The following is a 25850-nucleotide window of genomic DNA, read 5'->3' as shown; positions in this document are numbered from 1 at the left end:
GATCATGAAATTAAAAACCGTTCTCGGTTGCATCTTTGCCGCCTTTGCGCTTTCGGCTGTTTTATTTGTCGGCTGTAAACATCCCGTAGCCAATGATAAAAACGCTGTAATTAAGTTTCTGGATGATTTTAATATCCAGGCACAGGCCGGCCATACCGATTCATTGCCTCCTTATTTTGAACCAGGGAACAATAAAAAATCAATAAACCTGCTTATTAGCGTTTTAAGCGGCAAAACCAATATTGGCGGCAAAGCAAAACCAACATTTAAAACTACACTCAATACTCACGGCTGCACAGTTACTACTATAAGCGACGGCATGTTTCAGGCTGTTATACCGGTTAATTTTGCGGCCGAAAACGTACAGGAAAAATGGTCGGTTATGACGTTCACCATTCATCGGCTAAACGATGGGAGTTTTAAGATCGTCAGTGCTAATGCCGACACTTTCAGGCGTAACTACCTGGCCTATCAACGGAAAACCATCCCAATAACATTAAACAACGATAATGCTTTTGAACCCATAACACTTGCTGCCTTTAAAACCGCTAATCAGCTAAAAACTAAATACGATAGTGTGCTTTGGTTTGAGCATGTAAAAAATCAAACCTATTTTTTTGTGATCAACGGCACCTTTAATGATCATTATTACTGGTACGATGATAATGCAGTGCCGCAAAAATCCACCTATAAAATGGGTTTAGTTAGCCCTTCGTTAAAAGAGATCATCCCGCCAGCCTACGACCTCATCCATAACATTGGCGGCACAATTGATGGAATGATAGAAGTTGAAAAAGATGATAAACGCGGGCTTTACAGTATTGATGGCAAACTGGTGGTTCCGGTTGATTATGAGCAGATCTATCCATTAAAGAAAAATGAGGCCGAAAATTTCGCTTTGCTGAAAAAAGGTCCTGATTATTTTTATCTGACCAAAGATCTGAGCATAACAGATAAACAAGCTGATTTGAAGATAGCGGATGTTCTGCCCAACATCAAAGCCTTCGGATCATCATACGAACTATCAGATAAAAGCACCCCCAATATTATGGAGTATAATGACCGGGAAGATGTAAACTGCCTGGTGTTGCCGCCCTCGTACCTAGTTGATTGGAAAATAATGCCCAAAAGCATCGATTTTCAAGACCCGCTAAGAAAACGAGTTAAGAGCCTGGTAGAAGATGGCGAAGGCGATGTAAGCATGACCATAAGTTTTAATGGCAGGCAAAAAGAAGAAAACAACTGGCTGGAGAGCGCTTACTATTCCATTGCAGATGAATACCTCGGTGCCAGGGCCGGTTTATATACTGAGAAGAAGCTTTTGTTTGTTGATAAAAAACAAAACCGGGTAATGGGCTTTAGTACAGGTAGCTTTTTTGGCGATGCAGAAGGTGGTGGATATTTATCCGGTGCGTGCAACGAAAATTCATTTAAAGCAATTAATGATTCGTTGTTCGAATTTAAAACAACATCTAACCTTGCCCAGGGAGGGATAGCGGAAGGTCCATATTATCATTATCTGCAAATTAAAAATGGTAAGCTTACCGCTTTGCCTGGCAAACGCATTTTTAATTTTACGCAATACGTTAAAATGGACGACTCATATCTGCGCGGTTGCTATGTGCTCTATTCGGACGACGACAAAGGCAAAACTATTAATGAGTTACCCGATAGTTTGCTGGAATACATGAAAAACGAGATCTACGCATCATACGGATACAAATTTAAAAATCCCAAATGGACACATCGGTTTGGGCTACGTGTTACCCAAAGTGAAGAAGGTAAAAACACCAATGTTGATGATTCATTAACTGTGATTGATAAGTTCAACATCAAATTTTTGGTTAATAAGATCAACAGCAGGCATAAAATAAAAACAACTACGTTGGCAGCCCAATGAAATATATTAGCCTTATACTGCGCTGCTTTGCCTTTTTCTGGATTTTCGCATTATCCGGCAGCACACTATATTCCTATGTAACATCACCACGTTCCTCATTCTTTCTGCAAATTAAGGAAGCTGCGGTGGCCACCGGCTGGTACCTGCCTGCATTTTACGCCCATGTTTTTGGCAGCAGCATAATTTTGCTGGCTGGCTTTTTCCAGTTTACAAAAATAGTTTACACCAATAAGCCATTGCACCGCGCTTTAGGGAAGTTGTATGTTTTTGGTGTGCTGTTTTTTGCCGCGCCGGGCGCCTATATAATGACGCTATTTATTAACCGTGGTACCGGCGTGTTCATATCCTTCCTGCTCCAAAATACACTTTGGATGGTATTTACCCTGGCAGCTTTGTTACAGGTAAAAGGAGGCAATATCAACGGGCACATCAAAATGATGAACCGGAGCTACGCCCTTGCCTTCGGTGCGGTAACCTTACGTTTTTATATCCTGATGTTTAAAGTTTTTGGCAACGGGGTGGATTTTAATAACAACTACCTTATCATTGCCTTTTTAAGCTGGGTGCCTAATTTAATTTTGGTGGAGATTTTGTTGAGGTATCGGAAGCCTATACAGATAAACTAAAAATTATCGCGGAGCAATTCGGAAGAAACAAAAAATGTCATTGCGAGCGTAGCGCGGCAATCGCATACTATACAGAGCCGCTCTGCCTCCGTGCGATTGCTTCGTACCTCACAATGACATATAGTAGAATCCAATCCAGACTTACGAAGTTTTAAAAACTTCGTAAGTCTTACCTCGCAGTCCATTGCTCCCCCTTTTGGAGGCTGGGGGGCTACAATATAAACTTCGTACTCAAAAAGTTCGAGTCGTTATCGTTCACAATCTCGTTAATGATACTCTTATTCGTCTCGGTCATTTTAGTAGTAACCAATGAGCGAATTGAGAATGACCTCAAAGCATCATGAACCGATAAGGTACCCTCGGCACTATCCTTACGGCCGGTGAATGGGAACACATCCGGTCCACGCTGGCATTGGCTGTTGATGTTTACGCGACTCACCAGGTTCACAAACGGATCGATCAGCGAAGAGATCTCTTTTGCATCATTACTGAAAATACTCACCTGCATACCGTGCGGCGAATCTATCTGGTAGGTGATCGGCTCTTCAATATCCTCGAACGGAATTACCGGGATAACCGGACCAAACTGCTCTTCGCGGTACAGTTTCATTTTTTCATTAACCGGGTAAACAATAGCCGGAAAAAAGAACGAAGCCGAAGTTTCGCCGCCGTTTTCATTAATTACTTTCGCTCCGTTGGCTATGGCATCGGCTACAATATCTGTTAGGTATTCGGTTTTGTTTGGCTCGGGTAGCGGGGTAAGTTTAACATCTTTATCCCAAGGCAAACCGAATTTTAGTTTGGCAACTGCTTCGCTTAGCAATTTCAAAAACTCATCGGCAACTTCTTTTTGTACAAATATTAATTTAATGGCAGTACAACGCTGTCCGTTAAAAGATAGCGAGCCTAAAATACACTCGCTAACAGCCAGGTTCAGATCGGCATGTTTGGTTACGATGGCCGCGTTTTTGGCATCTAAACTTAAAACTGCCCTTAAGCGGTTAATTTTAGGGTGACGTTTTTTAAGATCATTAGCTACTTTGCTCGAACCGATAAAGGCCAGCACATTCACTTTGCCCGATGCCATTAAACCCGGAGTTACTACTGCTCCCCTACCGTAAATAGTATTCACCACACCTTTCGGAAACGACTCCTGAAAAGCCCTTAAGAGCGGGTAGTGCAGTAGCGTACCATGTTTAGGTGGTTTAAATAAAATGGTATTCCCCATAATTAAAGCGGGGATAAGGGTGGTAAAAGTTTCGTTAAGCGGATAGTTGAACGGCCCCATACAAAGCACCACACCCAATGGTGAGCGACGGATCTGGGCTACTAAACCCTCGGCCATTTCAAAGCGGGACGATTGGCGGTCAATATCCTTAAGGGCGTCGATGGTAGCGTTGATGTACTCAATAGTGCGGTCAAACTCTTTGGCCGAATCGACGTAAGATTTTCCGATCTCCCACATCAGCAGTTTAACTACAAGGGTACGTTGCTCGCTCATTTTAAAAATAAAGCGCTCCATGCATTTGATCCTGTCGGCAATGCTCATGGTTGGCCATTCGCCCCGGCCATTGTCGTAAGCAGCAAGGGCGGCATCAAGAGATTCGAAGGCTTCCTTTTCGGTGCAAACCGGGTAAGTACCTATCAGCTTGCGCTTAAAAGTACCATCCTCACCCCAAAAACCAACCGGAGAATACACTTCGCTTACCTCACCTGTCCAGGGTTTCATTTCGCCACCGCTCAGGTATTCGCGCTGGTGTACTTCTTCAATCTGAAACTCGGGGGGAATATTTTTTTCATCAACAAAAATAGAACTGAGCTGGGTTTTAAAACTCATATTTTCCAAGGGTTTTGATTTACCCTAAATATAAAAAAAGCCTGCTTTAACAAGCAAGCTTTTAGGTGCTAATAATATTTACTGATTTTATTATGGCACAAAGAGTAGTTTTTTTGCTGATGTATAATAGTAGTGGAAGAGAGGTAACAAAGCAGGGCCTGTGCGATTCCCTCCCCTGGGGGGGTGTAGGGAGGGGTTTCAACGCCAAGCCTTCTCCCTTAGCATAGCGCACAAACCCCTCCCTGCCACTACACATTCCCGTCGCGCCCCTCCCCAAGGAGGGAATTAAAAAAGCTTTTACACCGTCTCCTTATAAAACACCATCCCGGCGTGAAAAAACGCTCCATCTATAAAATCGCCTTCGGCAGTAAAGCCAGTATCGTCAAGGTATTCAACGTGGTTGCCTAATACGCTGTAGTAACCGGCAAAGGCATTTTCATTATTGCCGCGAGCTTCCACATAGCGACCATTGGGCAAAAATTCGTGACGGATAAAACCATCGCGGGTAACCCACACCCCTAAATATTGTGTTGCTGTTATTGTTTTATTGCTGTTGAAAGGCTTAATTCTTTCCATGTTTCCAATTCGTTTTTAACGAAGGCAAGCTTGGTTTCAACCAGGCCGTAAGCATCCTCGCCTAAAAACAAATTCAGCGGCGGATTAGCTTCGGTAGTGATCCTGATCATGGCTTCGGCGGCTTTTTCCGGGTCGCCGAGTTGTTGCTTGTCCATGTCGTTTTGGTGAAAATTCACTGTGTTACGTACGTTCTCGTATTCGGCTATCTGGTTTTGTGGTACCGCCAATGATCCTGCCGAAAGGAAGTTGGTGCGGAAATATCCCGGCTGCACAATGGTAACTTTAATACCAAATGGCGTAACCTCGGCAGATAGGGTTTCAGAAAAACCATTAACCGCAAACTTGGTGGCACAATAAATACCGCCGCCTGCAAAGGCTCCGGTAAAACCACCGATAGATGATACGTTTAATACATGTCCGGATTTTTGCGCACGCAGATATGGCAGTGCTTTGCGGATCACGTTTAACGAACCGAATACGTTTACCTCAAAATTATCGCGGGCTTCGCGGTCGGTCAGTTCTTCAATACCGCCTAATAAACCGTAGCCTGCGTTGTTTACCACCACATCTATTTTACCGAATGTTTTAACGGTAAGCTCAATGGCTTCCTGTACGCTTTCTTCGTTGGTTAAATCAACTGCCAGGGGCAAAAAGTTATCGTTCGCGTTTTCAACGGCTTTATTTAAATCGCTTAAACTGCGCGATGTTGCGGCTACCTTATAGCCCTGTGTTAATAGCTTCTTGACTAAGGCAAGTCCCAGGCCCTTTGAGGCACCTGTTACAAACCATATTTTGTTGTTTTCCATTTCTATTTTTTGGGATTACACCGATTGAGTTTTGATTACACCGATTTTGACCGTTGATGATTTTGATTTCGTTGATTCCGCTGATTCATCTTCTTCGGGATTACACTGAATTACCGTGTATATCTGCCGGTCTTTTAATTTGGTGATTTCTCTTTCGGTGGTTAATATTTTTGTTAATTATTCTCTTTTATCTTGTTTGCCCTAATGGCCTTACGGTTATTTCATTTACCGAGATATTGCCAGGTTGGCCAATGGCGTAAATCACGGCGTTGGCTATAGCTTCTTCATCCAGTTTAGGCATATTGGTTAGGTTACCATACAGGCCTTTTATCTTCGGGCTGGTGATATCATGCCCTAATTCGGATTTGGTTGCACCGGGATAAATAGTAGTCACTTTAATAGTTTGTGCTGCCTCTTCCCTCAACGTTTCCATAATGGCTTTTACCGCGAATTTCGTTCCGCTGTAAACACCTATGCCTGGCGAAGTTTTTAAGCCGCCTACCGATGAGGTTGAGAGGATATGCCCTTCCCCTCTTTGCTGCATATGGGGCAATACCGCGTTAATGCCATACAACACACCTTTAATGTTGATATCGATCATTTTGTCCCACTCGTCAACATGGCCTTCTTCAAAAAATGAGATGGGCATAACACCGGCATTGTTCCACATTACGTCCACATGGCCAAATCTGGCTATGGCTTGTGCAATGAGGTTATCCAGATCGGAACGTTTGGCCACATCGGTTACTACATAGATGGCGTTATCGCCAATTTCCTGAACCAGGGTTTTCAGCTGATCTTCGCGGCGGGCCGCCAAAACTACTTTAGCGCCAAGCCCGGCCAGCTTGCGGGCTGTGAAGGCGCCGATGCCGCTGCTGGCACCGGTTATCACAACCACTTTGTTTTTGATGTTTTCCATAAGTTTGTTTTTATAGATAGATGTAGGGTTGATGTTTAAAAGTCTGTCGAGCAGGTTACATCCTGCCATTGGCGATAGGCGGCATCCAATACATGCAACTTATCTAAAGCACGATTGTAAGCATCGCCGCCCAGTAATAGATACACAGGTGGGTTTTCTTCGTAAACTGTGTTGATGATAGCGGTTGCTGCTTTTTCTGGATCGCCGGCTTGTTTGCCGTTCATCTTTAAAAGCTTATCATGGCTTGCACGCACTTCGGTATAACCGTCAATTTTGTTATCGGTCATGGCTAATGAATCGGCAGTTAGAAATTGCGTGCGGAACGCGCCGGGCATTACCACAGTAGCGTAGATGCCAAATTCCTTAACATCGGCAGCCAATACTTCGGTTAAGCCAATAACTGCATGTTTGGCAGCTCCATAAACTGCCCAGCCAGTACCTGGTGTTACACCGGCTATAGACGAAATATTGATAATGTGACCCGAGCGTTGTTTGCGCAGGTAAGGCATCACATAGCGGATCACGTTCAACGTACCAAAAACATTCACATCAAAAGCCAAGCGGGTTTCGGCATCGCTTAACTCTTCAATAGCGCCGCCAATACCGTAACCGGCATTATTGATCACTACATCGATACGGCCAAATGCTTCGTGCGTGTGTTGCAGGGCTAATGATACACTGGCTTCGTTAACCAGATCAACCTGCAAGGGTAAAAAATTATTACTTGTGGAGTTAACCGCGGCGGTTAACTCCTGTTGATTGCGAGAAGTGGCGGCAACAAGCTGACCAGCTTCAAGCAGCTGTTTTACTAAACTGAGCCCAAAACCTTTGGAAGCCCCGGTAATAAACCATACTTTTTTGTTGTCCATAAATTAACTGTTTGTTTTGCTTTAGAGAGAGCAAAGTTAATATGACAACAAAGGGGGTGCATTACATTAATCAAACCAAAGGTTACAAAATTCAAACATTCCTGAATGAGCCTGGGGTTTGCTGAGTTTGCTTTTTGAAAAAATTATTGAAATGGGTTGGTTCTTCAAATCCCAGGCAATAACCTATCTCCGAGATATTCCAGTCGGTATGCCTTAGCAACGATTTGGCTTCGCTCAACAACCTTTCGGCAATATGATCGGTAGTGGTTTTGCCGGTGGTTTCGCGGATAGCCCTGTTCAAATGATTTACATGCACCGATAGTTGCCTTGCGAAATCATTAGCCGAACGCAGCGCGAAACGCTGTGAAGGGGTTTCGATAGGGAACTGCCTCTCCAACAACTCGGTAAATACCGATGTTATACGAGATTTGGCATCTACATGCTGATATACGTTTTCGGACGGCTGCGTTTTAAGCGCGTAGTAAGCCAGTTCGGTTACATAGCTGCGGATGAGGTCATATTTAAAAGAATATTCGGTATTGATCTCATTCAGCATTTTTTCAAAAAGCTGAGTAACATATGCATCCTGCTCATCATTTAAGGCATAAACAGGCTTGGCATTGAGCCCAAACATCGGAAACTCGCTCAAACCCGTCCTGAATTTTTCGAGGAAAAACTCTTCGGTAAAAATGCAGAAGAAACCTGTCCTGTCGTCAGACATAGTTTCGAAGGTATAAGGCACCATCGGGCTAAAAAACATCAATGTAGTGCCCGAAAGGGTGATGCTTTTATCGGCATAGTGGATGATATTATCACCGCGCATCAGGCTGATCTTATAAAACGTACGGCGGCTATAGGTAACATGTTTGGCATTGGGGCCAATGCAATCCTCAATCCTGAATACGTTAAAATGACCGATGTTCTGTTGTACACTGCCGGGCAGCCAGTTCATCTTGCGTTGATAAAAATCGTCCAGTGTTTCCGTTTTCGACATAAGCACAAAATTACAAAAATCAAACCGGGGTGTCAAGTGAAGAGTAAAGCGATAAGAGTGTATGCGAAAAAGGCCAAAAAAAATAAAAGCCGCCCAGACCTTGCGTCGGGCGACTTTCAACCTAAACCTTATCACAATTAAACCGGTAAGATTACCAGTTCGCATAGTATACGGCAATCACTGTGCCAAAGTTTCCAGCTTTATTTATTTTTTATTTAATGTATCGTTGTTGATACATTAATACTTGTGTAATTGTTACAAACCCTCATTCATTTAGTGTCAAAACGACATCCAACGCAGATAACCATATAGAAAAGTGAACACTTTATGCCTGTTTTGCAGCTTTTTTTCTACGCAAATAACTATCAGTTAAAAATAGCGCCAAAATCACGTCAAAAACGAAAAAACCTTGCATAAAGGTTTTATTAAACATACTGGTTGTGGCCAAAACTTTTAAATTATCAGGCAATTTGATGCTTATTTCGATTAAAGAGTTACCTGAAACCTGTACAGATGAGCATACAACTGCCAATAAGGCCACTATACTCAACACAAAAAACGCCGCTATGCCCAATATTATTTTTTTATTAATAGTAGCTTTTAAAGGCGCTAACATTTTTTCGTAGCGAATGGCTTCCAGTACGTTGTAACTAAATGCCATCGGTGGCTCATCAAGTTCCATGGTGGCAAATTCGGCGTTGAGGGCAGTTAATTCGGCATACTTTGCCGCGTACGCTTCATCCTGCTCAATAAGCCGGGCAATGTCCTCCTGCTCGGCTGGCGTGCAGGTACCATCAATATAGTTCCACAGTTTTTCTTCGATGGTGTTCATATCAGTTCTTTCACCTCGTGTTTTAAATTGCGTTCCAGCTTTTCTTTCAAACGCTGGCGCGCCCTGAATAGTTTAACCTTAACCGTATTTGTTTCGATACCCATAGTTTGGGCAATTTCCTCTAACGATTGCTCCCCTTTATAAAACAGGGTAATAATTGTAGCATCATCGGGCAATAATTGCTCAATGGCCTGGTTAAGGTAAAACGATCTTGATTTATTTTCAATATTATTGGTATCAAAAGCCGATTGCTGGCTTTCAACCTGTACAAAAGTGCCTTCGTCATCAATCGAATCGGTATCAACCCGTTTCTTCCGCAAAAATGTCATGGCTGTAGTATAAACTATACTGTACAACCAGGTACTGAATTTGGATTGCCTCTGAAAACTCGCCAACGAGCGGTAAGCCTTCACAAAACAATCCTGGGCAATCTCTTCGGCATCTTCCCTACCTTTTGCAAAACGCATAGCCAACGTAAAAACAAAACGCTGATGGCGCTTAACCAGATCGGCATAGGCGAACTGGTTACCCGCAAGGGTTTGCTCAATAAGTTCGATATCTGAAAGCTTGCTCTGCATTATATAATCGTTGTGACTACGGCTTTGCTGTTCAGGTTACACTTTTAGGTAAATTTAATTATTTACCTTCCAATAACGGGGATTTTGCAAGCGAATATTGTACACTATCAATCCCACACTAAAAGGGTATATATAGTGGAGATATAACCTTATCTGTTTACGGCGAGCCCAATATTAATTTAAAACAGGATGAAATATCAAAATTCCTGTATTTTTAACACGATAAAACTTATGCCTTCACAATTTATGAAATTAGTTTTCGCCTTTTTTGCTGCAATTATTTTATTGCCGTTTCAAATTTCTGCCCAAACAAATTACAAAGCCTCTATTGTAACTACCAAATCGGGCCAAACTATCCAGGGTTTTATTGATTACCGTGAGTGGCTTTCAAATCCGGCCAGTGTTAATTTTAAGGCGGGTAACTCAACAGCGCTTCAAATATATAAGCCTACCGATATCTCTTCGTTCGAGGTAACTGGTTTGGATGCCTACCAAGCGGCAAAGGTATCTATCAGCAAAGTCAGGATCGACCTGCAAAACATGGCGGATAACATCGATACCAATACTTATACAGCTACTGTATTTTTAAAACTACTGCAAAAAGGTGATAATGTATCGTTACTTGCCTATACAGATCCTATTAAAACAAGATATTATATATCTGATAATCAAGAGCAATCGGCACCTCAGGAACTAAGGTACCAGGCTTATTATGATCACGACTCGAGAAGTGTTAAAAAAAAGAATACCTATTACGCCCAGCTTATCGATTTGGCGAAGAAATATAAAGGGAACGATGCCGATGCCCTGATAAACCAAATTGTAACGCTGAACTACACCGACGACGAGCTATTGAAAGTTGTTAAACAACTTAACAACGAAGATCCTAAAAAAGCGCCTATTCAAAGTAGTGCGTTTCCAACCTATCATTTATTTGCCGGCATTGGCTTAAATGCAACCAAAACAAGCACAGCCGAAGTTCCTTCCGATAATGGTTCGACAGATGTAAGCAAAAGGTTCGTTTTACCTGAGTTTACCTTCGGTGTTTCAACTCCTTTTAATCCTACTACCGGCAAATTGGTTTTTCGCACCGAGTTAGGTTTTCTTTTATCAAAAGCGCAAACCCTCCGTTACTATCCGGAAGATAATTATACCCGCATTACAGGAGTATCGTTTAACCAAATAACCGCGTCGCTACGTGTGCAGGTGGTCAATAACTTTTACAACACCGATAATTTTAAGTTTTACGCAGGTGGCGGGCTTGCTATAAACCTATCAAGATATAGCAACGTAGTTATTACCGAAGGCCGAACAAGCACTCTCATAGCCGAATACAACGGTTCGGCAACAGCAAGCGTAGCCCCAAGTAACACCGCCTGGTTTATGCCGATGGTGCGCAGCGGCTTTGTATTTAACAACAAGATCGATCTTACATTCGCCTACCACATTAATATCAAAAGCTTTTATGCTGCTAATACCATGTTTGTAAACACATCACTTATTGAAGCGGGCGTAAACTATATTTTTTAATAACTATTACTGCGCTTTCGCCATTTTCACCATAAATTCCAGCGCCGCTTTATCCGGCAAAGGTTTTGCAACAGGCTTTTCGCCCAGCATCATGATCTGGTTACTACCTGCGCTATATGCGGGCCATTGGGGCAAGCTTTTTCCGTTAGGATTACCCGTTTTAACAAAGTTTGTCCAATAAGAACTCATAGTAGTAGCCAATTGCTGATCGACAGGTTCCCAGGGGCGGTTCAAAAATTTCAGGTTATCATAAGCGTAAGCAACCTCGCCGGTGTGGAAAGCGCCGTATTTCACAAAATCTGCAGTGGCCGGCAGGCGGCGGGTAAAGCGATATACATATATTTTCGATTTACCTTTTTCGCTTTGCACATTAGCCCAGGTATAATTTTGCATACCGAAGATCTGGTCGCGGTTTAAACGGGTTTGGGATATGGCAGCTTCAGCATCTGTACTACCTGGATAAAGTTTCAAAACTTCCGGCGCATCAGCTTTATACTGCTCTTCAATCGTCTTTTTATAATCGGCAGCGTTTTTTGGCGGACCAACAAAGGCATCATCTTCATTCCATCCGGTTAGTACAGGTACATCATTTTGTTTGTTGGCCGCAAAAATATCGGCAATACTTTCGGGCAAAACGTATCCATCCACAACCGGGCGGCTTTGACCTTTGCCTACCAGTTCGGCAGCAGGTTTATTTCTTAATTCGGCAATAGTTGCAGCACCTAAAGTTGTTGCCAGTTTAGCACCGCTCGCCTCAGCATCTGTCAAACTCCCGTAACCGCGGGGAGCGATAAAACTTGCACCACTCTCGGCAATAGCGCCATTAAACAACCCTTTACCTAAAGGCGAGGCCACCAAACAATTCACACTCATTGAACCGGCCGATTGCCCTGCGATGGTCACTTTTTCCGGGTCGCCACCAAAGGCAGCGATATTCTGTTTAACCCATTTTAAGGCAGCCAGCTGATCCATCAAACCATAATTACCTGAGGCATGGTGTGGCGATTCTTTAGTTAAATCCGGATGGGCAAAGAAACCGAAAATACCAACCCGATAGTTAATTGTGATAAATATGATGCCTTTTTTGGCCATCGCTTCGCCATCATAAATAGGCACACCTGCTCCACCGCTTACAAAACCTCCGCCGTATATATAAACCAATACAGGTCTTTTTTCTGTTGATGCTTTGGCGCCCGTCCAAACGTTCAGGTACAGGCAATCTTCGCTGATGGGTTGGTAAGGGATCAAAAATTCGCGGGTATAAACGCCAAACTCATCGGGTTTGCCCTGCATGGGGCTGGCTGCAAACTCAGTACACTGTTTAACACCCTGCCAGGGTTGCGCGGGTTGAGGTTCCTTCCAACGCAGATCGCCAACCGGTGACGCAGCAAATGGAATGCCTTTGTAAATGTGTATATCACCAGCAGGGTTAGTGAAACCTGATACTTCACCGGCTTCGGTTTTTACAACATCGAGGTTTTTGTTTTGTGCGATGGCCGGGGTAAGCAGCAATAGCAGCGGCAGTAAAAGGAGGCGTTTCATTGGTTGATGGTTTATGGGGTTAAGTTAGTAAAAAGTCTGCGTTCCCAATCTCTTGTAATATCGCTCACATATCTACTCACCCCGACTCCGCTGCGCTCGCCACCCCTCTCTACGCTGCGCGTAAAGAGGAGATTTTTGTTTTATTTCTCTTTTCCTACCCTCTTTGCGGCTTGCCGAAGAGAGGGTGGTCCAGCGTAGCGTAGACCGGGTGAGTAAATTATGCGGCTATCAAGTACCGGTACTCTATTTTCTTTTACGGCTTTGCAACACCCTTCACATACTTATCCACACGCGCATCTTTGATCACGCCTTTCCAATTCAATCCGAAACTAAAATCATATTTATTGCCCTGCTCATCAACATAGCATTTTAAATCGTGCGGCACATCCTCAAACTGCGCTTCCACAGTTTGCATATCAACAGGCATTTGTAGCGGTAGTAAGGCAGATGGCTCGGCTTTGCCCGTCATGATATCCAGCGACGCCTGGCCTTGAACCCCGAAATCAACTATAATAGCATTGGCTTGTTTTTCAAACTCACCGAACACCATGGGGTTGCTCATATTAACAGACACAATAACCGGCTTGCCTTTCATTTTGGCATAAGTTTCGGTAACCATAGTTAGATCGGTAATATTAATGGCCTTGCTCGATTTATCTTTATAAGTACGGTTGGTAAATTTCTCCAACGGATCACCTCCGGCAATACTGGTCTCCCGAGCGTTAGTGGCTTTGTATTCGCCATATTGCAGGCTTACCGGTACATAGCCATTGCCACCGTTCTTGGCATCTTTACTATCATAACCACCACCGCTGTTAGGGCTGGCTATGAAAACCAGCGCATAATCAGCCTCCTCTGGGTTATCGGTTACCTTGAAATATTTTTTTACGGTTTCGATATTAACCGGGTATTCCAGTTTTTCGGGAGTTTCCATCCCTAAAAAGTTGCGCCCTGCCGGGGTGAATTTTTTAGGCACAAATACGGTTTTGCCTGTTTGCAATGGCAAGGCGTTAGCCTTGTTTTTCAGCATTACTATCGATTTTAGCTGCGCCCGGTAACCGGCATCCATAAACTCGGGTTTGCCAACTGTTTGTTTAGATGTTTCAGGCTCCAGGTACGGGTTTTCGAACAAACCAGTCCTGAAAATATTGCGCAACAACCGCACTGCCGATTGCTCGAACCTGGCGCGCATAAAAGCTTCACCATGTTCTTTAACACCAATTTGGTAAGCTTCAACAACCGGGGCAACTTCGTTATTACCGCCAAACTGATCAACCCCGGCCATCAATACTTTGTAGTGGCGCTGCGCGATGGTCAGCCCTTCAACACCCCATGATTTGCCCGATAGGAACGAATCGAGCGTGGTTTCATCGCCTGTAACCAACCAATCGGTACAAACCACGCCATCGTATTTATATTTTTTGCGGAGCAGATCATTAATAATATACGAGTTGTAGTTATTGGCCACATTCTCGTGGTTTTTAGTATCCTGGTTAAAGGATATGGTGTAGTAAGGCATCACCGCCGCGGCCATACCGGTTTTGCCATCAAGCTTAAACGCCCCCTCGGTAAAAGGGATGAGGTGTTGTTTAAAATTATTGCCCGGGTACACGGCATATTTACCAAAAGCATAATGCGCGTCTCTGCCGCCCTCTCCTGCACCGCCACCAGGCCAGTGTTTTACCATGGCATTAACACTGTTGTAGCCCCAACCGTTTTTAATTTCCTTTTCGGCGGCCGAAGTCTGGAAACCGTCAATATAAGCACGCGCCATATCGGCAGCCAGTTGCGGATCCTCGCCAAAAGTGCCGCTCACCCGTGCCCAGCGCGGATCTGTAGCGATATCAACCTGCGGCGACAATGCTGTCGAGATACCTAAAGCCCTGTATTCCTGTGCGGCAATATGACCGAAGCTTTTTACCACCTCCGGATCAAACGTAGCCGCAAAACCTAAGGAACCTGGCCACATGGAAATAGCACCGCCTGCACCTGCATTGTACTCGGCAGTAGCCAATGTACCATGCCGAGGGTCGGAGCTGTTATTGTTTGGAATGCCTAAACCTTGGCCTTCAACAAAAGCCTGCGCGTTGTTATTCCATTGGGCTGCGATCTCGGGGCTTTGCACCGATGTTACCAACACATGGCGCACATTATCTTTAGCCAAAAACTGCTTTTGCTGATCGGACAAATCGGAAGCTTTCGCACCGCTTTCGGCAAACACTTTTCCATTATAAGTCCCCGCGAAAGGGCCGCCTGCTGCAGCCGGGATGGGTTGGTGACGACTGTACAACATCAACCCCGCAATTTGCTCAACGCTCATTTTCGAGGCCAGGTCTTTGGCACGTTCATCAACCGGTAAACGCCAGTCTTCATATTTATCCAGCTTACCGTTTTTGTTCAGGTCTTTAAACGCCAAGCCATCTACCGTTAATATTTTCACACCCGATGTGGCGGAGTAGCCCAGATTTTGCCCACCAGTATTGGTTACAAAAGCTATATCGCCAGCTTTACGTTCAGTCCATTTAGTTTGTGCTGATGCCACGGCAGCGGGCAGCAGGGCCAGCAAGGCCATAAATTTTAGTTGATTAGCCATTATGTTGATGATAACAGGTTTACAATAAAAATGCCCCTGCAAAAATTTTGCGAGGGGCTGGTTGGTTTTAGTTTAGTTTGAGTTGGTTTATTTTTTGTTGAGGAACTAAGGCTTTATTAACCTTTTCAACAGTAATATCTTTAGCTAAGCTGAATAATACTGTTTCTTCAATTTTGCGTGATGACGAGCCTACTTTCACTTTATAACTACCCTCATCGGCTATCCAGGCTTCTCTATCGGTATAAAACGAAGCCAGATCAGCAGCTTTTATTGTAAATGTCAAAGTCTGCGATTCGCCGGGAGCTAACAGTTTTGTTTTGCCGAAAGCTTTTAACTCATCATCGGGTTTATCAATATCTTTTTTCGGGGCTGCAAGATATAACTGCACAACCTCCTTACCTGCCACATCTCCCGTATTTTTAACCGTAATGGTAGCAGTGATCATGTTTTTGAAAACTTTCGAGCTCAGTTTAAGGTCGCTGAATTTAAATTTGGTGTACGATAAGCCGTAGCCAAACTCGTAAGCCGGGGTGATCTTTGCGGCATCATAATAACGGTAGCCAACGTAAATACCTTCTTCATAAATAACCTGCTCCGGTTTTTCGGCTGGTGTACCAGGGAAATTATTGGCCGATGGCACATCTTTATAGTCGGCAGGGAAAGTAGTGGCCAACCTGCCCGATGGGTTTACTTTACCGCTCAGTACATCGGCAATGGCGTTGCCGGCCTCAAGACCGGGTTGCCAGGCCAGCAAAATACCGTCAACCTTATCACGCCAGGCGGTAACATCTACCACGCCGCCAATGTTCAGTACCACAATTACTTTTTTGCCCTTGGCGTGGAAAGCATCGGCAATACCGTTGATTAAACCTTTTTCGGCATCAGTTAAATAATAATCGCCAGGCAATTTGCGGTCTGCGCCTTCACCTGCATTACGCCCGATGGTGATCAGGGCTTCATCCGCGCCATTAGCTTCATCGGCAGCAATGCTGCTTACATCCATCTCCGCTATCGGAGCCGGATGATCGAAAAAGTTTTTAGGCTTAGGTTGCTTGGCTTTCATATCGGCCAGGTAGTTTTTGTAATTATCAGATAGTTTCTCCTGTAATTTAAAACCTGCATTCGCTAAGCCCTGCATCAGCGAAATAGTGTAAGCCTTATTCACATCGCCACTACCAGTTCCACCTGCAATAATATCGTACGAGGTGTTACCGAACACAGCTATCCTTTTGCCTGCGCCAAACGGCAAGGCTTTATCTTCATTTTTTAACAAAATCATACCTTGAGCAGCGGCCTCACGGGCAACGGCGGCATGGCCAGCCAGATCTGGCGCATCAGAATATTTATATTTTTTAAATGTAGGCGATTGTATAATTACATTCAGCATCCGCTCCACATTGGCATCCAATTGCTGGGCACTGAGTTTACCGCTTTTTACCGCGGCCACTATGGCTTCCGATTGGCTTGGGCTACCGGGCATGATCAAGTCGTTACCGGCTTTCATTTGTTCAACGGCGTTATCACCGCCAAACCAATCGGTCATTACGAAACCTTTAAAGCCCCATTCTTTTTTCAGGATGGTGGTGAGGAGATCGCGCCTTTGTGAAGTGTAAGTGCCGTTCAGTTTGTTGTATGATGACATCACCGTCCACGGTTGTGATTTTTTCACGGCAATTTCGAAGCCTTTTAAATACAGCTCGCGCATAGCCCTTTCGCTTACAATAGTATTGATAGAGTTACGGTTGGTTTCCTGGTTATTGGCAGCGAAGTGTTTGATAGAGGTACCCACCCCATTAGATTCGATACCATTAACAATAGCGGCCGTCATGCTACCGGCCACCAGCGGATCTTCAGAATAATATTCAAAATTACGGCCGCCAAGCGGGTTGCGGTGAATGTTAAGACCGGGAGCAAGTAGTATATCCACACCATACTCGCGCACTTCATTACCAAAAGCAACACCTACTTTATTTACAAGTTGCGTATCCCATGTCGAGGCCAAAAGCGTAGCCACCGGAAATGCCGTTGCATAATAAGTTGTTGATTTATCGCCATTGCGGATAGGTTCGATCCTTAACCCGGCAGGCCCATCGGACACAGTGATAGATGGAATACCCAAACGCGGGATAGCATGCGTACGCCCCGCAGCACCCGGAACTTTTTCGGGGATATTATAAGCATCGGGATCCGACGGAGGGAGTTTAAACCCGCCAATATCTATAGGCTCGTTCTTTTTATCTTTTGAGGGAGGAGGCATTCCGGGCATTTTAAAACCCATGCCTACTACCAGTTTTGATTTTTCTTCGAGGGTCATGGCGGCCACTACCTGTTTAATATTGGTAGCGGTTAATTGGGGAGCCGACTTTTGAGCCTGCACCATAACCGGGAAACTACCGGTCGTTAAAATGCAGGCGAAAGCAACGTAATGTTTGTAGCTTGATCTCATGTTAAAATTTTAAAAGGTTTATAGCACTAATTGGTAGTAGCTCAATGACAAACAAACGAAAAATTATCTTTGTGTCATTATTACACAATAGTAGATATTAACTTTTGTAAAAGCAAGTTTTATCGATGAATGGCTGAAGATTAGGGATGAAGGGGAAAAGTTGGGCGATGGAACGGGGCGACGTTTACACTACTATGTCATTGCGAGGATAAAATCGCAAACTATACAGGGCGGATTTGTATAGCTACTCTGCCTCCGTGCGATTGCTTCGTACCTCGCAATGACACTGGGAGGATAAAATCGCCTCAAAACAAATACGAAATCAAAACCCCAATCAACTCAGCACCTCTTCCAGCACATCGTTCGATTTGATGTTGCCGAAACCTTCAATGTGCATGGCATAATACTCCAGCAGTTTTTGCAATTGGTAGCGGCGTTCATCGTTGCTTAGTTTAAGCAGGTGCATGTTCTCGAAACTGCATTGCAGCAGCGCGGCAAAGTTTTGCGTATGCGGGGGCGAAAGGTATGATACGCTATCGGGCTTATAGCGGGTAAACTGCCCGTTTTTAATGTCGAAGTAATCGGTATCGCCCGCCATGTACCTGTCCGGATAAAAACCGAGGTAACGGCTAAGCTGGACCAAAAATACCAGGTGAAAGTTAGCCACGCCTTCGGTTTGATGATCAAGCCATTCAATGCCACTGAAAATATAATTGAACAGGTTTTCATCCGGCGATTGTTGCTTTACCGCTTTATATAATACTTCATTTAAAAAAATGGCCACGCAGCTTTTGATCACGTCGTAAGGGATGGTAAGCAACACAGGCGTGTTTTTTAATTCAGAGATACGCTGTACGCTACCGGTATTTTTATGATAAACTACCAGATCGAGCAGGGCCAACGGCTGCAACATATTGCGACCAATTTTAGCTTTGGGCTTTTTGGCACCGTTGATGATGTATGATTGTAAACCAAATTTTTCGGTGAAGATCTGCACTATCACACTGCTCTCGCCGTAATCGGTAGCTTTAAATACTATGCCCCTGGTTTTATGCAGCATGCCAAAACAGGTTTATGATCTTCGGTAGAAAAATAACTGCTCCGGTTATTAACGCGAATAAAGCCGCTATTACAACCGCCGCGGCACCTGCATCTTTAGTATGACCTGCTTTTTCATTGTAAGTTGGCGAAACCAGGTCGGTTAAGGTTTCGAGCGAGGTGTTGAGCAGTTCGGTGATCAGTACTATGGCTATGCTCACCGCAAGCCATAGCCATTCGTTTATAGAGATCCTGAAGCATAATCCAAGGGCTATGGCAGCTGTACCTGCAGCCAGGTGGATCTGAAAATTAGGTTGGGTTTTGGTTGCATAACGCAAGCCTTTGAACGCGAAACCAAAACTACGGACCAACCTTTTCATGCTCAAAAATACAAAGTTTAGCTGTTATCGGCTCTATAACTATCGCTATTCGAAGTCGGAGACTTCGAATTAGCTATGCCCGGAGTTTGCGACTCCGGAAACACGCACGACATCGAAAAAAAATCCCCCGAAGCCTCTGGAGTTACAAACTCCAGGCATAGGCGTCCGAAGTCATAGACTTCGGACAGCTGAGATCAATTATGCCGTAGCTCCCCCCCTCTACGTTACCCTTTTGTCACATTATGAACATCATTAATAAGCACATAACGCATTTTTAGTACTTTTGCCCCTCTCTCTTACATATCACGATAATAATGTTCTGGAAACATATAGCATCTGCAATCCTCAAAAACCGGTTAATAATTTTTATTTGCGTTTTGGCGCTGAGCGCTTTTATGGGGTTCGAGGCTTCAAAAGTAAAGATCACTTTTAATGGCGGCAAGGTACTACCCGTTACCGATTCGGCCTTTATTCGCTATGCCGAGTTTAAGAAAACCTTCGGCCAGGATGCTTCATCGATGGTTATAGGTATCAAATCGCCCGATATTTTTACTAAAGATGTTTTTAACGATTGGTACCAGATAGGCGAAGAACTAAAAAAGGTAAAAGGCATTAAAGCCGTGATATCTGCCGCCAATATCTATAACCTGCAAAAAGATACCGTACAGCACAAATTTGTATTGAAACCATTGGTTACCCAGCCATTGCAAACCACCGCCGCCATTGATAGCGTTAAGCAGCAACTGGCCTCTATGCCTTTTTATAAAGGATTGATTGTAAGCAACGATGGCCAAAGCACCCTGATGATGATCACTTTTGATGATAAGATCATCAACACCCCTTACCGCGTGCCTATTATCAAAAAGATAGACCAGCTTGGTCAGGCTTTCGAAAAAAAGCATAATATCAAAGTACACTATTCTGGCTTGCCGCTTATCCGCACCGTAGTAGGCGACCTGGTAGCACACGAGTTTTCGCTGTTCCTGAGCTTATCGGTGTTAATTACAGGCCTCATCCTTGCATTGTTTTTCCGTTCGCTTTTCCCGGTTATTTTCCCGGTGATGATCGTGATATTGGGCGTGATATTCAGTTTGGCCGTACTGCAACTGATGCATTACGAAATGACCATCCTTACCGGTATCATCCCACCGCTTATTGTGGTTATCGGCATCCCCAACTGTGTGTTTATCCTTAATAAATATTTTCACGAGTATGGCATCAGCGGTAATAAAATGGCAGCACTTGAGGTTGCTGTTGAACGTGCTGGTATCACCACTTTTATTGCCAACGTTACCACAGCTATCGGCTTCGGCGTGTTATGTTTTACCAATAGCGAATTATTAACGCAGTTTGGTTTGGTAGCTTCGCTGGGCATCCTGCTCACCTTTGCGCTGAGCCTTATTTTGGTGCCGATCATCTTTAGCTTTTTGCCTGCTCCTAAAGCAAGCCAAACCGGCATTAAGGATAGCAAACTAATGGATGCCCTGCTGGCCGGTTTAGATAAACTGGTGAACACCAAACGCAAGCCCATTTATATCACTACGCTGGTATTATTGGTGATAGCAGGTTTCGGCATGTCGAAAATGAATATCAATGGCTATGTGGTTGATGACCTGCCGCAAAGCAATAATACCCTGCACGATCTTAAATTTTTCGAATCGAACTTTAAAGGGGTTTTACCGCTTGAAGTAAGCATTGATACCAAGCGCAAAAACGGGGTGATGAATTTAGCCACCATCCGCAAGGTGGAGAAGCTGGAAAAACTGATCTCATCGTACCCCGAGTTTAGCCGCTCGGTTTCGCTGATCCAGGTGTTGAAATTCAGTACACAGGCTTTTTATGGCGGCAGTCCGGAGTATTACCGTTTGCCTGATGGGTTGGAACAAAACTTTATCCTCAATTATGCCGGTAATTCGGGCAAGGGAACTGGCAGCATGCTTAAAAGCTACCTGGATAGCACGCACCGTGTTACCCGGGTTACTTTTGAAATGGTTGATGCCGGATCGAAGAAAATGAATGAGGTTATAGCCGAATTACAGCCCCGCATCGATTCGATATTTAATCCGCAGAAATACCATGTAGAACTAACCGGCTCAAGCATTATATTTATAAAGGGGACCAACTACCTGCTTAAAAACCTGTACGAGAGCCTGGCCTGGGCCATTGTGCTGATAGCAGGTGTTATGTGGATATTGTTTAGAGGGATTAAAATGATAGCGATATCATTGGTGCCCAATTTGGTTCCATTGATTATTACGGCCGGCATTATGGGCTTTTTCGGTATCCCGCTTAAGCCTTCAACCATATTGATATTCAGTATAGCGATGGGTATCTCGTCCGATCAAACCATCTATTTCATTACCCGTTACCGTCACGAATTGCGCCACAGCAACAAAAGCATCTCGCAGATAGTTTCGGATACCATCCGCGAAACCGGGGTAAGTATGATCTTTATTGCCACAGTGTTGTTTTTCGGCTTTGGCATTTTCGCGGTATCTAAATTTGGTGGTACAGCTGCATTGGGCATCCTGCTATCAATGACGTTATTAGTTGCCATGATCAGCAACCTTACCTTGTTGCCAGCGTTTTTACTTTCGTTGGAAGGTGGGGTTAACCGCGAAAAAATTAAAGGGCCGGATATTGAGGAAGCTTAATTTAGGCTGAAAGCCTAAGGCTCAAGGCCGAAAGCTTAAAACACTACCGCGGGTTTAGCGATAGCGTAACCCGTGGGAATAACAAAGTAAGTTTTCAACTTACGTCCCAGAAACCATTGCAACTGGTGGAATTTAAGTTGAAAACTTAAATTATTTCGCACCACGGGTTACGCTATCGCTAAACCCGCGGCAGTTAATTGATAAAACAAGCAAAACGCCTGGAAAAATTCCGGGCGTTTTGCTTGTTTAACATTGGCTCCCCCTTTAGGGGGCTGGGGGGCTAACCTTCACCCTTCCCCGCTTAAAACCAAAGCCACCACTCATATCGGTACCATTTACAATAATTGAATAGGTTGATGTCATATCGGCAGTATAAAAACTAACTACAGCTTTGCCATCCGCACCGGTAATAATATTAGGTTGCCAGTAAATTGTTGAACGCAGATCTGTTTTTGCTTTCGGCACTTCATTCACCTTGTATTTAGGACTATAGAACTGCGAGGGAAAGCTTAACGCCAATGGTTTATACAAATAACTCCCCGGCGTTTTATTGATCACCGGACCATGGCCGCCGCGAGTAGTGATCTCCATAAAAGTAAAATCACCAACGTTGGTGCCCATTAGCCACTCGGACGGGATATACTTGTTATAGTATTCGTTATTATACTTTGAGGTAGTGTTGATCTCGATCCCCTTAATATCTTCCGCGCTGTTCGATTCGAGGTAATTTTTAATACCGTTAAAATCGGGCTCTTCAATGTACTGGCTTTTGTATATGGTACCAAAAGGTATCCCATCTATAATAAAGCAGATAGGCTTATGATCAATATAGTACCAGTTAAAAAAGATGCTTGGGGTTAAGCGCCAGGTGCCAAACTGAACATCACTTAGTGTTTTACCCTGCACTACAGCCCTCACAGGAAATTTCTTCACTATTGTACCTTCCCTAAAGCTTTTCATATTCTCTTCCAAAAACTGTAGCCAGCTTTTTTTACCCGCTTTAAGCAAGTCCCCTTCATCAAAAACAAAATCGGCATTACCGGGGCCGTTCAGGTTTTTTGAGCTTTTTACAACTTTCTTCGCCTTGATCTTTACTTCCTTCAGTACCCGCATATTGGCAGGCAAATCATTGGCCAGGTTTTGGCGGATACGATTAGTTTTAACACTGTTGAACAGCGTAGTATCGTTGCTTACATACCATGGCGTAATAGTAGCTGGTGGCGGCGATGTTAAAACCGGCAAGGGCGCATCATCAATCACAATGCCCACATTAAAGTTTTTGGCGGTTTTTATAAAATACGCCGGGGTATCAGTCAAGGGTAGGTTACGGAATACGAAGCTACCATTAGCATCAGTTAAGGTATCAGTAGCCATTAATGGCGAATTTGAAAACAACTGTACCTTGGTTTTTTTAACAGGTTTGTTAAATATGTTCAATACCCTGCCTTTGATGGCAAGTTCCGTTTCGGCTGCAAATACTTGCTCTTTTTTCTCTTTGCGCCACTCATAATTAACCCAGCCCTGGGTAAGTAACAGGTTATCGAGGGCCTGTTTACTTTCAGGGTCATCGTTATTTAAGTATGATCCTGGCTGCTCTATATAACCTTTAATTTCTGAACTGAGCAGCATCCGGGTATTGATGCTTTCATTATTTAAACTATCAGGATGTACCTGCGCATCGTCAGTAACGGCAAGCGAGAAACTACCCTGCACCGGGTTTCCGGCAGCATCAGTTACACTCAAATTTAAGGCAACACTATCGCGCGATGCATAAACGGGTTTGCCGGCGCTGATGTTTACATTGAGGTTGTCATGGTGATCAATAAAAAACAAGCGCTCGTTCAACGGCTTGTTTTTCATATCGAGCAGCATGATATGGGCTACGCCCGATGGGAACAGCGCCTTGCTGATCTTCCCGCTAATTTTGGCTTTTGCCCTAAAATTTACCACACTTCCGTAACAAATGATGCCGCGCGATTTGCCAACAAGGAAATAGCTTTCGGCCTCTTTCTTCACATCCTCGGTAGCGTATAATGTAACCGCTATCGAATCGGCATTGGCGCTATCATTTAAATTTAAAGCAATACCCGAACTTTTTACTTTGGGTAAAGGGTACTCCCTAACCTGCCCGCCGGGTAAAGTAACTTTGGCAGTGTAGCTTTCGCCCTGGTTTGGATTCAGGTCAAAACTCCCCATCCCTAAATGAGCGGATGCGAAACTAACTACAGGCTGATGTTTTTCATCAAGCACTGTGCCCGATATATTGATCCCCTTACCATCCAAACCAATGGCTTTAAAACCAACGTGAGCAGGCAAGCCTTCTACCAGATCACCACCTTCGGGCATAAACTGAACATCGGCATCCTGCGGGCGGTTAAAATTTAGCGGGATCTCCACCCGGTTTTTATCTACAATATCATTAGCAATCACCCTGATATCGCCGGGTTTTGCAGGCAGGTTAAATGTGATATCGATCAGGCCTTTCTCGTCGGTCTGGATATTTGAGCGGTATAGGCGGCGTTTACCTTTCATCACCATCAATTGCACCTGCCGGGCTATGATCGCTTTTTTATTGTAGCTATCGTTCAGCAATAATTTAACATGTGCCTGTTCCTTTCCGTCAACCATAGCGCTTGTGCTGCTGTAATTTGCCATCCAGCTGTTGCGGGCGTCATCGGCAATAGTGAATTGTTTGTAAAAAAAGCAATCCTGACTAAAGTTCTGCATCCATTGGGTGTAGGCTGCAAGGGTGTAAGTTCCGGCAGGCAGATCACTCAGGCTGATATTGCCCCAGGTTAACCCGCTTTCAACAGGGAGGCGCAATTGTTTAACGGTTACATTACTATCGGTAGCTATGGTTAGGTACATGATGCCGCTTTTGGCCGAAGCATTTAACGCGTGGGCGTTAAGCAGATAGGCTTTAAACCATAAGGTATCGCTGGGGGTATAGGTACTTTTATCCAGTTGCAGGTAGATCTTTTCGGCCGGATTTTTAAGCATCGTGCTATCTGCGGCCGATTTCATTTGAAGCAATTGCCAGGCCGGGGACTTTTCCTGGGCTTGGGCGCTGTCGTTAAACAACACAAACAATAAGGCTATCAATAATTTTGCCCTGCTGATATAACCAGATACCGGTTCGACAATGCCAATATTTTCCAATGCAGATGTATTTAGGTTTATAATTGGGTGAAATAAAGTTAGTTATTATTAACTAAAAATAAAACCAGTACATTTATAATATGCCAGTTAACGAGGTTACCGACCTGCTTTCGTTCATGAAAACCTTCCCGTCCGAAGTGCGGGAACGGGCTTTATGGCTGCGCGATTTTATCTGGGAACTGTACCCGCAGGCCAACGAACTTATTTATGATAATTATAACGCGCTGGCCGTGGGCTGGTCGCCTACCGAAAAAATGGGGCATATTTTCTGCTCGTTCGCGGTGTACAGGGTTGGTTATAACACGCATTTTGGTTTTTACTGGGGATCGGAGCTTCACGACCCGCAGAAACTGCTTATTGGCGATGGCAAGCAGTACCGGTATTTACTGGTGGATGATATCAATGAGTTTCCGAAAGACGAGGTAAAAAAGTTAATGGAACAAGCCTGGGAAAACTCGCTGGCCAAGGTGAAAGACGCTAAACAGATAACACAGGGTAAAACCATTATTAAAATGGTGAGTGATAATAAGCGGGAGAAGAAGTTAAAGGCGCCGAAAAAGTAGATTAAAAG

At 44.1% G+C, this 25850-nt stretch carries 19 protein-coding genes; 5 read left to right on the top strand and 14 right to left on the bottom strand.

All coding sequences use genetic code 11. The features are described 5' to 3' along the window. The first annotated feature begins 4 nt into the window (after positions 1-4). Together AAFN85_RS02350 and AAFN85_RS02345 are read left to right on the top strand one after the other, a co-directional pair. The gene (locus AAFN85_RS02350; RefSeq protein WP_347525347.1) at positions 5-1900 is read left to right on the top strand and encodes a YARHG domain-containing protein; all 1896 of its coding nucleotides are present in this window, start codon (positions 5-7) and stop codon (positions 1898-1900) included. Next, entirely contained in the window at positions 1897-2526 is a 630-nt protein-coding gene (locus AAFN85_RS02345; RefSeq protein WP_347525346.1) for a DUF2306 domain-containing protein, read from the top strand. Before AAFN85_RS02350 ends, AAFN85_RS02345 begins: the two co-directional genes overlap by 4 nt. Positions 2527-2737: 211 nt before the next feature. On the opposite strand, the gene AAFN85_RS02340 is transcribed toward AAFN85_RS02345, so the two are convergent. From AAFN85_RS02340 to AAFN85_RS02305, 8 genes are all read right to left on the bottom strand, one after another. Continuing rightward, positions 2738-4363 carry an NADP-dependent glyceraldehyde-3-phosphate dehydrogenase gene (locus tag AAFN85_RS02340; protein WP_347525345.1) on the bottom strand — a complete coding sequence of 542 codons (1626 nt, stop codon included), beginning with the start codon at positions 4361-4363 and terminating at the stop codon, positions 2738-2740. A 297-nt stretch (positions 4364-4660) separates the two neighbouring features. Further along, positions 4661-4939, bottom strand: coding sequence for an Atu4866 domain-containing protein (locus AAFN85_RS02335; protein ID WP_347525344.1), 279 nt, complete (start codon positions 4937-4939; stop codon positions 4661-4663). Beyond that, positions 4900-5745, bottom strand: coding sequence for an oxidoreductase (locus AAFN85_RS02330; RefSeq protein WP_347525343.1), 846 nt, complete (start codon positions 5743-5745; stop codon positions 4900-4902). The genes AAFN85_RS02335 and AAFN85_RS02330 overlap by 40 nt, the downstream gene beginning before the upstream one ends. A 187-nt stretch (positions 5746-5932) precedes the next feature. Continuing rightward, entirely contained in the window at positions 5933-6664 is a 732-nt protein-coding gene (locus AAFN85_RS02325) for an SDR family oxidoreductase (protein WP_347525342.1), read from the bottom strand. A gap of 35 nt (positions 6665-6699) precedes the next feature. Then, positions 6700-7533: an SDR family NAD(P)-dependent oxidoreductase gene (locus AAFN85_RS02320; protein WP_347525341.1), complete on the bottom strand. Its 834-nt coding sequence runs from the start codon at positions 7531-7533 to the stop codon at positions 6700-6702. A gap of 91 nt (positions 7534-7624) precedes the next feature. Then, positions 7625-8527: a helix-turn-helix transcriptional regulator gene (locus AAFN85_RS02315; protein ID WP_347525340.1), complete on the bottom strand. Its 903-nt coding sequence runs from the start codon at positions 8525-8527 to the stop codon at positions 7625-7627. Positions 8528-8852: 325 nt separating this feature from the next. Beyond that, the gene (locus AAFN85_RS02310; RefSeq protein WP_347525339.1) at positions 8853-9359 is read right to left on the bottom strand and encodes a hypothetical protein; all 507 of its coding nucleotides are present in this window, start codon (positions 9357-9359) and stop codon (positions 8853-8855) included. Then, positions 9356-9937, bottom strand: coding sequence for a sigma-70 family RNA polymerase sigma factor (locus AAFN85_RS02305; RefSeq protein ID WP_347525338.1), 582 nt, complete (start codon positions 9935-9937; stop codon positions 9356-9358). The genes AAFN85_RS02310 and AAFN85_RS02305 overlap by 4 nt, the downstream gene beginning before the upstream one ends. Before the next feature lie 246 nt (positions 9938-10183). Between AAFN85_RS02305 and AAFN85_RS02300 the strand changes: the two genes are divergently transcribed. After that, the gene (locus AAFN85_RS02300; RefSeq protein WP_347525337.1) at positions 10184-11467 is read left to right on the top strand and encodes a hypothetical protein; all 1284 of its coding nucleotides are present in this window, start codon (positions 10184-10186) and stop codon (positions 11465-11467) included. Between the two features lie 6 nt (positions 11468-11473). Here AAFN85_RS02300 and AAFN85_RS02295 read toward each other — a convergent pair whose 3' ends face one another. From AAFN85_RS02295 to AAFN85_RS02275, 5 genes are all read right to left on the bottom strand, one after another. Next, entirely contained in the window at positions 11474-13009 is a 1536-nt protein-coding gene (locus AAFN85_RS02295; RefSeq protein ID WP_347525336.1) for a carboxylesterase family protein, read from the bottom strand. A gap of 253 nt (positions 13010-13262) precedes the next feature. Further along, positions 13263-15602 (bottom strand): glycoside hydrolase family 3 N-terminal domain-containing protein, encoded by a 2340-nt coding sequence (locus AAFN85_RS02290; RefSeq protein ID WP_347525335.1) that lies wholly within the window; start codon positions 15600-15602, stop codon positions 13263-13265. Positions 15603-15669: 67 nt separating this feature from the next. Beyond that, on the bottom strand, positions 15670-18048 hold the full coding sequence (locus AAFN85_RS02285; RefSeq protein ID WP_347525334.1) for a glycoside hydrolase family 3 C-terminal domain-containing protein: 2379 nt from the start codon (positions 18046-18048) through the stop codon (positions 15670-15672). Positions 18049-18382: 334 nt separating this feature from the next. Beyond that, positions 18383-19108: a DNA repair protein RecO gene (gene recO / locus AAFN85_RS02280; RefSeq protein ID WP_347525333.1), complete on the bottom strand. Its 726-nt coding sequence runs from the start codon at positions 19106-19108 to the stop codon at positions 18383-18385. Further along, positions 19098-19466 (bottom strand): diacylglycerol kinase family protein, encoded by a 369-nt coding sequence (locus AAFN85_RS02275; protein ID WP_347525332.1) that lies wholly within the window; start codon positions 19464-19466, stop codon positions 19098-19100. Before AAFN85_RS02275 ends, recO begins: the two co-directional genes overlap by 11 nt. A gap of 314 nt (positions 19467-19780) precedes the next feature. Between AAFN85_RS02275 and AAFN85_RS02270 the strand changes: the two genes are divergently transcribed. Continuing rightward, the gene (locus AAFN85_RS02270) at positions 19781-22120 is read left to right on the top strand and encodes an MMPL family transporter (protein WP_347525331.1); all 2340 of its coding nucleotides are present in this window, start codon (positions 19781-19783) and stop codon (positions 22118-22120) included. Positions 22121-22384: 264 nt separating this feature from the next. Here AAFN85_RS02270 and AAFN85_RS02265 read toward each other — a convergent pair whose 3' ends face one another. Beyond that, positions 22385-25279, bottom strand: coding sequence for a hypothetical protein (locus AAFN85_RS02265; RefSeq protein WP_347525330.1), 2895 nt, complete (start codon positions 25277-25279; stop codon positions 22385-22387). A gap of 80 nt (positions 25280-25359) precedes the next feature. Between AAFN85_RS02265 and AAFN85_RS02260 the strand changes: the two genes are divergently transcribed. Beyond that, the gene (locus AAFN85_RS02260; RefSeq protein ID WP_347525329.1) at positions 25360-25842 is read left to right on the top strand and encodes a hypothetical protein; all 483 of its coding nucleotides are present in this window, start codon (positions 25360-25362) and stop codon (positions 25840-25842) included. Positions 25843-25850: the final 8 nt, after the last annotated feature.

Origin of the sequence: Mucilaginibacter sp. CAU 1740, assembly GCF_039839285.1 — a bacterium.
In the GTDB taxonomy this organism is placed as follows: domain Bacteria; phylum Bacteroidota; class Bacteroidia; order Sphingobacteriales; family Sphingobacteriaceae; genus Mucilaginibacter.
The sequence above is the reverse complement of the archived record's forward strand: the minus strand, read 5'-3'. Positions and strand labels throughout refer to the sequence as shown.